8 protein-coding genes and 2 riboswitches are annotated in these 12,540 nt (G+C 37.8%); of the genes, 3 read left to right on the top strand and 5 right to left on the bottom strand.

All coding sequences use genetic code 11. From position 1 onward, the window contains the following. The first annotated feature begins 63 nt into the window (after nt 1-63). The 3 genes from BMY13_RS15670 to BMY13_RS15660 all read left to right on the top strand — a co-directional run bounded on the left by BMY13_RS15670 (nt 64) and on the right by BMY13_RS15660 (nt 3,742). Entirely contained in the window at nt 64-1,620 is a 1,557-nt protein-coding gene (locus BMY13_RS15670) for a hypothetical protein (RefSeq protein ID WP_092494402.1), read from the top strand. 147 nt (nt 1,621-1,767) lie between these two features. Beyond that, the gene (msrA, locus tag BMY13_RS15665) at nt 1,768-2,298 is read left to right on the top strand and encodes a peptide-methionine (S)-S-oxide reductase MsrA (RefSeq protein ID WP_092505729.1); all 531 of its coding nucleotides are present in this window, start codon (nt 1,768-1,770) and stop codon (nt 2,296-2,298) included. 289 nt (nt 2,299-2,587) lie between these two features. Beyond that, nucleotides 2,588-3,742, top strand: a complete 1,155-nt coding sequence (locus BMY13_RS15660) for an MFS transporter (RefSeq protein WP_092505727.1) — start codon at nt 2,588-2,590, stop codon at nt 3,740-3,742. A gap of 261 nt (nt 3,743-4,003) precedes the next feature. Here the strand turns inward: BMY13_RS15660 and BMY13_RS15655 are convergent, their stop codons facing one another. From BMY13_RS15655 to BMY13_RS15635, 5 genes are all read right to left on the bottom strand, one after another. Then, nucleotides 4,004-5,338 carry an NCS2 family permease gene (locus BMY13_RS15655; protein WP_092494405.1) on the bottom strand — a complete coding sequence of 445 codons (1,335 nt, stop codon included), beginning with the start codon at nt 5,336-5,338 and terminating at the stop codon, nt 4,004-4,006. Nucleotides 5,339-5,518: 180 nt separating this feature from the next. Then, nucleotides 5,519-5,619: riboswitch (purine riboswitch) on the bottom strand. Nucleotides 5,620-5,703: 84 nt separating this feature from the next. Further along, nucleotides 5,704-7,239, bottom strand: a complete 1,536-nt coding sequence (gene guaA / locus BMY13_RS15650) for a glutamine-hydrolyzing GMP synthase (protein WP_092505725.1) — start codon at nt 7,237-7,239, stop codon at nt 5,704-5,706. Nucleotides 7,240-7,375: 136 nt separating this feature from the next. Continuing rightward, a riboswitch (purine riboswitch) is annotated at nt 7,376-7,477 on the bottom strand. 41 nt (nt 7,478-7,518) lie between these two features. Beyond that, nucleotides 7,519-9,693, bottom strand: a complete 2,175-nt coding sequence (locus tag BMY13_RS15645; RefSeq protein WP_092505723.1) for a transglutaminase TgpA family protein — start codon at nt 9,691-9,693, stop codon at nt 7,519-7,521. Next, nucleotides 9,690-10,958, bottom strand: a complete 1,269-nt coding sequence (locus tag BMY13_RS15640) for a DUF58 domain-containing protein (RefSeq protein WP_092505721.1) — start codon at nt 10,956-10,958, stop codon at nt 9,690-9,692. Before BMY13_RS15640 ends, BMY13_RS15645 begins: the two co-directional genes overlap by 4 nt. Continuing rightward, nucleotides 10,958-11,920, bottom strand: coding sequence for an AAA family ATPase (locus BMY13_RS15635; protein WP_092505719.1), 963 nt, complete (start codon nt 11,918-11,920; stop codon nt 10,958-10,960). Before BMY13_RS15635 ends, BMY13_RS15640 begins: the two co-directional genes overlap by 1 nt. Nucleotides 11,921-12,540 lie beyond the last annotated feature (620 nt).

Below are 12,540 nucleotides of genomic sequence, written 5' to 3'. Positions count from 1 at the left end.
TATCGCAAAATAAAAATATGGTTAGAAAGTCATATCGATACAGACATAGACAAGGGGATCATAATGAGAAAACATCTATTTTGGATTATACCATCCATCATTATTGCAATTGGCATTTTCAGTGTTTTTTATCAAAATATTACAAACGCGTCAGAACCTCCAGATGAAGGCTGGAGCAGAGCATTACAAATTGGAACGACAACTGTAAATAACGGACTTCCAGTACAAAAGACTAATGACGATAAGCTTATCATTCAGACTTATGAAGAAGGCCAGCTTTTGACTAAGACATTAAATAATAATTTTGAAGTAGTTAATGAAAATTCGTATGATATTCCGTTTGACAAATGGACACAAGTGTTTATTCAAGAAAATAATCTGATTTACCATGATTACAAACACATTTATGACCAGAAAGGTAACATAATCGTCTCCGATGCTAAACGATTCTATCCATTGAAGGACACCATTCTTTACACAAAAGACAATACATTATATAAGCTTAATCAAGTTGATAAGACTTCAAATAAGCTGATGGATTTAAAAGATGGTACAGATGAGATCACTCCATTCGAGGGAAAACAGGGACTTTACTTAATGACAAAAAATTCCATTAATAATAATGTTGAGATTAATGTTTATGCAGTTAAAGCTAAAGGTATTGAACAAGTCCATCAGGAAAAATTCACAATTACGTTTGGACAAATTATCAACCATATCGATTTTGCCGTTAATGACCAAGAATTGACTTATGCATTTGAAACACAGCAAAAACAATCCCAGGGACCACCACAATTTTATACGTACTATAAGCAAGTAACCATAGGTAGCAATGAGAAGTTTCCACTAGAGCAATTGAAGTTCAATGACCCTGCTGGCAACGGGAACCTTAGTGAAGTTGGTAGTATTAACATCTCGTATCGTGACGGCAACCCCCATTTCATTTTTAATGCTAGCGGCTACACTCAGACAAAATTTAAAGAAAATACTGCATTCAATATCTATTCAGCATCCATGTCAGATAATGGAGATGTAGAAGTCTTTCGTAAAAGTAATACACCTGATGTATCAGGAAATCCACAATGGCTGGATGAATCAACAGTTATATGGCTTGATCTGAAAGGGGAAAGCAATGATATAAACGTTTCCTCCAGCAAACCTGCAATTGTTGATAAGGCTCCTGGGCTGACTATGGATGACTGGATTAGAGGACTCGGCAAAACACTGGGTATGATGTCCATGACGGTAATCACCATATCTATTTCAAGTATTTGGTTTATTTGGCCCGTAGTGTTCATAGTCATCATGCAGATGTCAAAAAGTAAAAAGCTGGACGAAGATCCGCCATGGATATTTTACACAGGGGTAGGTATTTACATGCTGGCAGTCTTCATTTTTAAGGACTATATTTTCGTTCAGTCGATCTACTTAAATGCACCTGATTACCTGACGTTTAATGGCAGCTCGTATGTGTTTATCCTGCTATCCGCTATGATTGCATACATTGCAGCACAATCAACAAAGAAAACAAGGGACTGGAATGCATCGGCTAGGATATCTTGCTTTGTTGGGGCGCACATTTTAATGCTACTTTCATTTTTCGGACCATATTTTATCTAAAGGATAAGGCTGTCTGCAATTGAAGCAGACAGCTTTTTAAAGCACTTTTAGACAGATTTCTAATATGAAAATCATTTATTTCCTTATATATTCCAATCTGTGTTATAGTAAAAAACAATCATTAAAGAACAATTGGGGGAAACGAGCATGACATACCAACGAAAGAAAGCCACATTTGCAGGCGGATGCTTCTGGTGCATGGTTAAACCGTTTGATAAATGGGATGGGATTCATGGGGTAGTGTCTGGATATACAGGCGGTCTGACTGCCAACCCAACCTATGAAACTGTAAAAAGTGGAACAACCGGTCACTATGAGGCTGTTGAAATCACTTATGATCCTTCAGTTATTTCCTATGAGACAATTTTAGAAGTATACTGGCGTCAAATAGACCCGACCGATGATGGCGGACAATTTCATGATCGCGGCGATTCATATCGGACAGCTATTTTTTATCATAACGAAGAACAAATGGAACTAGCTGAGAAATCCAGGCAGTTACTCGAAAACAGTGGAAAATTTTCCAAACCAATTGCAACCAAAGTCCTGTCAGCTACAACTTTTTATCCAGCTGAGTCGCATCACCAGTATTACTACAAAAAAAATGAGGAACATTATTTGCAGGATCGTGCTAAGTCGGGACGCGATGAATATATTGAGGAAGTATGGGAGAAGTAGATGACTAAATCTGCTTCTATTTATTTTCTTGTTGAGATTTCACTTATCCGGCCGAAATTTGTGATATCCACTGTGGTCCCTCACATCCAGCTAAATATTTCGCCTATTGGGTTGAATATACATACCCTACCTACTTTTTTAGTGGCATTCACCAAGCATTAATAGTGAGTGCCTTAGTTGCATTTATCTAATCAGAGAGTAGTTATGCTTTCTTATCTGCCAAAAAAGTTTATTTGTATACTCCAAGTATAGTATAATTAAACCTTTACAACTATAGGGAGCGAATTCAATGCCTAATAATCAATCATTAACACCCTTGAAAATGTTATTATTCAGTTTTCATGCTACAAATACAATTATCATAAGCTTCTTGCCATTGTACCTTAACTATAAAGGATTAAATGGTACGGAGATAGGATGGGTACTAGCAGTCGGTCCTTTAGCTGCAATCTTTTCACAACCTTTCTGGGGCTATATGAGTGATAAATATAAAACCGTTAAAAGAATGCTGATAATTTGTATTTTCGGATTACTGATTAGCAGTGTTTTATTTTTCCAAATGAATGGTTTACTTGCAATTATTCTAATGGGATTCGTATTTTACTTTTTCACCTCACCGATAGGGGCTCTTGGTGACAGCTTGGCTCAACGCCGGGCAGATGATTTACGAATTTCATTCGGAACAATCCGAACATGGGGGTCAATCGGTTTTGCAACCTCTTCTTTAATTGTTGGGGCGGTTCTCTCAGAAATTGGTGTTCAATATATGATCTGGCCATACTTATTTTTTGGTGTAACAGCATTAATTGTCGCGTTTCGCTTAACCGATGTGAAAGTAGAATCTGATCCTATTCAATTAATTGATGTAAAGCGATTAGCCAAAAACAAGCCATTTATCATTTTTCTATTTATGATTATGTTTCTGACAATTTCACACCGCGCAAATGACAGTTTTATTGGATTATACATTACTGAACTTGGTGGTGGCGAAGGATTAGTTGGCATAGCTTGGTTCATTGGTGTTGCAAGCGAGGCAGCAGTCTTTGCACTGGCTGGTCGATGGTTCAGAAAATACCATACGCTATTATTTATTATTTTTGCTGGAACTATCTACAGTATGCGTTGGTTCTTGTATGCTGCAGTTGACGATCCGATGTACATCCTTGCATTACAGTTTTTACACGGCTTAACTTTCGGCGTATTCTATTTAGCATCATTTGAGTATATCACCAGATTAATACCAAGCATATTACAGTCAACTGGACATCTCGTGTTTTATTCCGTATTCTTCGGCGTATCAGGAATCATCGGATCGCTTACTGGTGGGGCATTAATAGATTCATACGGCGGTGGAACATTATACTTTGTACTGGGTTGTTGTGCATTATTCGGCACTTTATCTCTAACTGCATTTCACCTGTTACCATACGGAAAAAAAGCTTGAGGCTAAGACTAAAGCGCAAGCGCCTGTTCAGCGCCGTATGGACTGGACTGACCCGTGTGAGATAAAGGATACACGAAGAGCGTAAGCGATTCGATGTTGACTTATCGTAGACACGGGGAGGGAAGTCCACTAGGCGCTAAGCGCTGGAGCTGGACATGACTGATTCAGAATTCCAGTTATCCACGGCACTTAAATTTTGTGGTATCCTAACAAACAAAAGCGAAACCATCCTATGAGATGATTTCGCTTTTTTTCAGTGTTCTAGCTTAGGAACATAAAATAAAGAATAAATATAACAAATAATACATACATAACCGGATTTATTTCTTTGATACGGCCCTTCAATATCATCGTGATTGGGTAGAAAATAAACCCAATAGCAATCCCGGTTGCAATACTATATGTTAATGGCATCATAATAATAGTTAGAAATGCTGGTACGGCAATTTCAAACTGATCCCAGTCAATATTTTTCAGTGTTGACGACATCAATACCCCAACAATGATCAGTGCTGGTGCAGTTACTTCTGCAGTCACAACACTCAACAGAGGTGAGAAAAATAGCGCGAGAAGGAAAAAGCCTGCTGTTACGATTGAAGTGAAACCAGTACGACCACCGGCTCCCACGCCTGCAGTTGATTCAATATAAGATGTTGTTGTGGAAGTCCCGGCAACCGAACCAACAACTGTCGCTGCTGAATCGGCAAAAAGCGCCTTTCCTGCACGCGGAAGCTTATTATCCTTCATTAATCCTGCCTGATTAGCTACCGCCACTAAAGTCCCAGCTGTATCAAAGAAATCAACGAACAAGAAAGTTAAAATAACCACTAGCATTTCAATAGTAAAAATATCACCAAAGTGAGCGATTGCCTGACCAAATGTTGGCGCTAAGCTGGGAACTTCCCCAACAATTCCACCAAGACCTGACGGCGGATCAATCAGATTAAAGATAATTCCTGCGATAGCAGTTAAAATCATACCATAAAAAATGCCGCCTTTAATATTTAAACTTAATAGAATAACAGATATTATAATTCCAAAAATTGCTAGCAGTACAGTTGGTGATGTTAAGTCACCCATTCCGACAAGTGTTGCGTCATCACCGACAATTATTCCTGCATTTTGAAAACCTATAAATGCAATATATACACCAATACCCGCTCCAACTGCCATTTTTAAATTTGCCGGAATAGCATTGATAACTTTTTCGCGAAGTCCCGTTAATGTCAAAACGATAAAAATAAGTCCGGAAGCTAATACGCCCGCTAGAGCAGTTTCCCATGGTATCCCATATCCCAGCACAACGGTATACGCAAAAAATGCGTTTAACCCCATACCGGGTGCAAGCGCAATTGGATACTTCGCAAAAATACCCATAATTAATGTACCGATAGCTGCTGCAATGGCAGTTGCTGTAAATACTGCACCTTGGTCGATTCGTGTAACTCCTTCTGGTAATTCTTCAATTCCTACCAATGCAAGTGTTGATGGGTTAACAAATAATATATATGCCATGGCAAGGAATGTCGTTAGTCCTGCCATAAATTCAGTCTTATAGTCTGTTCCCAATTCTTTAAAACGAAAATACTTTTTCATCACTATTCCTCCTCACTTCATCTCAAATATTAGAAACTTTGCTTATCGCTAAGCCTTTGTTGCATTTATGCAGTAAGAAAGGAAAGATTACTTAACTGCAAATAAAAAACACCCTTGATGGACAAGAGTGCTACAAAACTATGCAGGAAAAAGCAATTTGGCAAAGATATACTCTCTCAGCCTAATTACTATTATCCGCGTAGTCAGACCATTTACGGTAGTCTGGTAGAAACTCTGGGCCCTATCCCCGAAATTATACGCAAGATGCTTATTTAATTACCGAATCTAAGACTATATTACTATCAAAATTCGACAAAGTCAACAAAAAAACGAACAATTATTCAACAAGTTAATCTAATGTCCGTTTATTCCCATTCGATTGTTGCAGGTGGTTTGCTGGTTATATCGTAAACAACTCGGTTAATGTGCTCAACATCATTCACAATTCTTGTCGATATTTTCTCCAGAACATCCCACGGAATTCGTGCCCAATCCGATGTCATCCCATCGATTGAGGTGACTGCCCGGATACCAATTGTATAATCGTATGTGCGGGCATCCCCCATCACACCGACACTTCGGATATTAGGAAGGACTGTAAAGTATTGCCAAATATCACGGTCCAATCCTGCTGCAGCAATTTCCTCACGTAGGACGGCATCTGATTCACGAACGATCGCCAATTTCTCGTCTGTTACTTCTCCTAATATTCGAATAGCAAGACCTGGTCCTGGAAACGGCTGTCTCCAAACAATTCCCTCTGGTAATCCGAGCTGTAAACCAAGTTCCCTTACTTCATCTTTAAATAAGGTATTCAATGGTTCAATTAATTCGAACTGCATATTCTCTGGCAGGCCACCAACATTATGGTGTGACTTAATTGTTTGTGCTGTATCTGTACCACTTTCAATAATATCTGTATAAAGTGTACCTTGTGCAAGAAAGTCAATATCCTTCAGCTTTGCTGCTTCATCATCAAAAACATAGATAAATTCATTACCAATAATTTTACGCTTTAGTTCAGGATCATCCACTTTCTTCAATTTAGATAAAAATCGATCAGCAGCATCAATCTTAATAATGTTCATGTTAAAATCATCAGCAAATGTCTTCATAACATCGTCTGCCTCATTTTTCCGCAACAATCCATGATCGACAAATATACATGTGAGCTGATCTCCTATTGCTTTGTGGATGAGCGCTGCAACAACAGATGAATCAACCCCTCCGCTCAAAGCACACAAGACGTTCCGATCACCTACTTTTGCTTGTATTTTCTCTACTTCCATATCGATGAAATTTTCGATTGTCCATTCACCATCACATTCGCACACATCAAAAACGAATTGCTTCAGTAAATGATTTCCGTACTCAGAGTGACGAACCTCCGGATGAAATTGTACACCATACAATTTACGACTATTATCGCTCATGGCAGCTATAGGTGTTGAAGGACTAGTTGCATCAACTTGGAAAGATACAGGTACTTCCATTACTTTATCCCCATGACTCATCCAAACAGACTGATTTTTTGGTGTGTCTTTAAATAATATTGGGTCATGTGTTAGTTCAATTAGAGCCTTCCCGTATTCACGATTTGTGGCTTTAGCAACATTGCCACCAAAATGTAAAGCCATAATCTGCATGCCATAGCAAATTCCTAAAATGGGGATATCTAATTCAAAGATTTCCTGATCACATCGGAAGCTGTTTTCATCATAAACACTATGCGGACCGCCTGATAGGATGATTCCTTTTGGGTTCATTTTTTTAATAGCTTCTGCTGTTAATTTGTGTGAGTGTAATTCACTGTACACACCGTGCTCTCTAATCCTTCTTGTGATTAGCTGATTATATTGACTGCCGAAATCAAGCACTAAGATCATTTCATTACTTTCCATGTCAATCACTCCTATCCATTTACACGCTATCGATAAAGACAACAGGTTTACCCACATTAAAAACCTGGACCTACCTACTGTGCAGAATATAAAAAACTACACAAAGGCAGAAATCCAGGTCGACAAATGAGCATACCTTGAGAAATTCCGCCTTCATAGTCAGAGCGTTTACGGTGCTCCGGTAGATACTTTCGAACCATATTATCGAGGATATACGAACGGCGTATTTATTTCGTTAAAATTAATATTATCCTATTCTACTAATCAAAAGAAGGACGGTCAAGCCATTATACGTTTAATTAAATTTTTCCACAATTGGCGTAAATTTACTGCTTCCTCAGTATCCAGTTCATTTTTATACAGGATACGTTCATAATGACTTGTTAAACGTTTCATCGTATTTGAACCATAGAGTGAGTCAATTCGTTTGGAATACTCTCGTAAAGTTTGATCAGCATCTTTTGGGAATCCGTTATGTGCCAATACATTGAGTAAATGGTGATATGCGTTTTGATATGTTTTCGCATCACCTTTATTTTTAATTTTCATGTTTAAATATACTGTCTTCCAGCGAAATCTTGTTAGATAAATGATAAATGTGAAAAGAAGTATTACAGTAAGTCCAATTAGAACATACCACCAATTCACTTCAAAATTGCTTGTATTACTAGTAGATGATGATGTTTCTGATTCATTCTCTTCTGGCAGCTGTTCTTGCTCAGACTCGGTTTCTGGTGCCTCATATTCGTCATCATTTTCTGATGTACTATCTGAGTTAAAATGAAATTCTGCCATATTAGGAAATCCTTGTGTCGGTTCGAAGGGAACCCAGCCTTTATCTGGAAAATAAACTTCAACCCATGAATGAGCATTGGAATTTGTTACCTCATATATATCATAGGAATTCTGATTTTCACCTTCTTCAACTATTTCACCACTCGTAAAGCCTTTTACCCATCTTGCAGGAATATCAAGTGATCTGAGCATTACTATCATCGAAGTGGAATAATTGTCACAATACCCTGCCTTGGAATCAAATAAAAATTGATCCACATAATCCTGGTTTTCATTAGGGACAGGAACATCACTTATCTGATACACGAATCCATTTCTGCTAAAATACGATTCTAATGATCTGGCTTTATCATAACGATTATCATCTTCTGCAGTAACTTCTGCCGCCAGTTCACCTACTCGCTCTGGTAATGAATCTGGTAATTGTGTATATCGCTCGTTTAGACTAGCAGGATCCTCATCGCTTACTTTACGTAACTCATCAATAGCAAATGAAGGTCGTTCATAAGTAATCGTGTAGTTATTCAGCCTTAGACTACTTCCTTCAAGCTCTGTTCTAATTTCTCCAAACTGACTATCAAGCATTAGTCCAACATTCTGTGTTGTTTCAACACCGCTAATGCCGTATGGATAGATCAGTTTTTCCATATTGTTATTACCTTGAAAATCCAGTGTGGTAGTAAACTTCTCTGTTTCTACACTGTCAGCAAAAGTCTCAAGTGAGATAGCATTATTTTGCTGTAATTCATACTGTGGATCCTGCGACTTTTCCCAACCTTTTCCTGTATAGACATCCTTCGTTTCTACTCTCCAGTAGTGGTCATCTTTAGCTGCTGCCTGAAATACTGGGGTATAATCTTGTACAAAGGAACCACCAAGTCGTGAATCATTATCACCGTACCCGACCTTACTGACCCCCGAGCCAGCATCTGAACTCCCAGCGTTTTCAGCGGTGCTTTTCAAGAAAGGAACTGGATCAGGCCACTGCGGGTCAAATTTCGGTGCAGCAAATCCTATTAACGTGGAAAATAGTACGATAGTTATTAAAGGGACAACCCATATTGGTGATTTTTTTAACCACGAAAAGCGAATTGCTTCACGGTCAATTTCTTTAAAGAAGTTTGTCATACCTAGTGCAACAAACGATACGATGAATGTACGGACAATTGCTGCATCTGCTTCATATATCGTAAATGTATCCAGAACAGTTATATAAATAATCGTAAGTAGGACAAATAAGAAAATCCGCTTCATGACAATGAACCAATAATGCAACAGATAGCTCATTAGCCAGATTAACAATAAGAATAATACACTGCGGAATAAAGGCGTTAATTCGTACCATTGCTGTGAAAACAATACATTGATATTAAACGATATTTCCATAAATAGTTGATCGAACCATAGTTTACTAAAAAGAGGGTGCGTTAAAAATAGACTATTAATAATAAAAAGTAACCCGAATCCTTTTAAAGGCATTGATATATACCATTCAATTTGAAGCATAGAGATAAAAAAGCAAAATATTGTAAACAAAATAAAAACGGTTAAGTTGTTTACATCACCAATGACATTTACCGGATAAAGCCATTCCAGAAATAAAACAAATGCGCAGATATATAAAATAGAGGTGTATAATAATGGGATTTTCATTTTCATGATACATTCACCTCAATAATTTTCTGGACTAACTGTCTTTCAGTTAAAACATTAATAACAACACCTTCAAAACGAAGCTGCTGGATAATATTGTGTTCACTACGTGAAATAAGTGCAGATGATTGTATGAATAGGATAATTACACGTTTAGAGCGTTGCTTCACCTTCTGAATTGATTCTCTGAACATGTCATCCATGTGAGTTGTAACCAATATCATGTTAGCTCCCGATGAAATCTTCGTTGTTTCCTCTCTCAATACCATCGAAAAGGACCTTGTCCCACCAGGCTGCAGTCTTGTTAAGTGTTGCCTGATTAAATCTTTTTTGGCTGGATCATGGTGCATAGGAAAATAAACCACGTTTTCGCCAATTGACAGAAAGCCTACTTGTGATGCCTGTTTTCGGATCGATTCCACTAACGACATTGTCAGCTCAATTCCTGCTTCAAAAGCCAGATCATTTATTCCACGATTATAGCAACTGTCCAATATGACCATTGTATCTGTACTTTTTTCTTGTTCGAATTCTTTTGTGATTATTGTATTCTTCTTTGCTGTCTGTTTCCAATCAATCCAAGAAAATTTATCACCAGGCGTATACTCACGGATCCCCGTTGCAACATTTGAATTCTTTAAATTCATCGCATAAGCAGAAATAGACCCTTGTTCATAGCTAGTGATACTTTCTGTAATGTGTACCGGACGTTCATTTGGAAATGCTACAATTTGGTCTGACAAGTAAAAAATATGCTCTTTTTTAACAAAACCAAGCACATCTCCAGTTCTTATGCGTAAAGCCTGGAGCTGATGTTCACCACGAGGTACTTGCTCGATATAATATGGCAGTTCGATTTCACGACTGAATCCCGGGAAAACAATCTTCTTTATTTTGCGACTTACTTGTAACTTATTTGGTTTATCCATGTTACGGTACTTCTCGTTTTGATTATCCACTTTTTGAAGAGTATCTGGGAAAATCTCCTCACAAATACAATAATATAAGGGGTAAGGGATAGTTCTCTTTATTTTAACCGTGACAGCTATTCGTCCTCCAGCCCGAATGACATGATGTGACAAGCTTCGTGTGACATGCCATCTTTTGATTGGGTAAAACAATAACCCTAAATGATAAAGGAAAATCGGCAGAAACCCAAAAAATAAGAACCAGCTTACAAACCCGCCCTGGAACATTGCAAATGAAAATAAAAGTAGTAATAAGAAAACGACAAAACTTAATTTGCCTATAAATCTAATAGTGCCAGTCATTAATTAAATTCCTTCCGAATCGGGATATGTGTATCTTTAACAACTTTTTCAATAACCTTATCACTCGTAAGCCCGTCATATTTTGCTTCAGATGTTAAAATAACTCGGTGAACCAATACAAAAGGGGCTAAGTACTTCACATCATCTGGCAATACATAATCACGACCATGAATGTATGCATAAGCTTTGGCAGCCTTCATTAAGGAAATTGATCCACGAGGGCTCACACCTAAATAAATGGCTTTATTGTTCCGTGTTCCAGTTACTAGATTTATAATATATTGTTGGACATTCTTGTCGATATAAACATCCTTGACTTCTTCTTGAATGGATAGTAATTCATCTCTATTAATAACAGATGATATAGATTCAATTGGATGATCTTTAGATGTGAGCTCTAACATCCGCAGCTCTTGTTCAATTGATGGATAACCCATTTTTAATTTTAAAATAAATCTGTCCAGCTGAGCTTCCGGAAGTGGGTATGTTCCTTCATACTCAATAGGATTCTGTGTTGCCATGACAAAGAATGGCTGTTTTAATGGGATTGTATTACCATCAACGGTAACGTTCTTCTCTTCCATACCTTCAAGTAGTGCAGACTGTGTCTTTGGAGAAGTTCGATTGATTTCATCAGCTAGGACAATATTCCCGAGAATAGGACCACCTCGGAATTCAAACTCCATTTCTTTTGGATTATAAATAGAAACTCCGGTAACATCTGAAGGTAGTAAATCTGGTGTGAACTGAATCCTTCTAAAGTCACAATCCAAAGACTTTGCTAATGTTCGCACAAGCATTGTCTTGCCAACACCCGGTACATCCTCAAGTAAAACGTGCCCCTGTGCCAATAATGCTACCAAACTTAAGGTAGCAGCTTCTTCTTTTCCAATCATAACTTTATTTATATTCGCAAGTACCTTTTCTACTCTTTCATGATATATAGCAGTTTCTTGCATCATCTTGACTGACCCCTTCCCGGCTACGTTACTTTTCTATTAAATTAGTTAGTTTAACTATACTAAAAATGTCCTATGAATAAAAGCATAATCACAGGCATTTTTGATTATTTGAAAAATTTGGCTCATCATCCAAAAAAGGTGCGCCTTCGTTTTACAAAAAAGATATAAACTGCGTCGTAACTTAATCGTGATTTACTTCCATCTTTTATAAGATGAGTGCTATGACAACGATTAGGAAATTCACTACACTGTTTTTTTCACTTTATCCTAATAATTAACAAATATATATCGTGATGGATAAAAACAAGATTTCAAACCATATAATCGTCAGTTTCGAGAAACGCGCAGTTCTTTTTAATTTAGGTACGGAAAAATACTCGCTTTCACATTGTTCTTAGCCAGTGGAGCACTTCAGCCTCTAATTAGAAATCTCTACCAGCGGAGGCAGAATACGTGGACTCCTATGGGAACAGCACGTGTCCAAAGACCCCGGAAGAAGCGTTCTTAGCATAATGAGAAGACTGAGGGCGTCCCATGGCTAATAAGACACTGCAAATGTGCTAGCTTGAGCAAATGTCGCATTGGTACCCTGAACGGTGAAAGCGAAATATTCTGCCGAA

Source organism: Virgibacillus subterraneus (assembly GCF_900110695.1).
GTDB lineage: Bacteria > Bacillota > Bacilli > Bacillales > Amphibacillaceae > Lentibacillus > Lentibacillus subterraneus.
The sequence above is the reverse complement of the archived record's forward strand: the minus strand, read 5'-3'. Positions and strand labels throughout refer to the sequence as shown.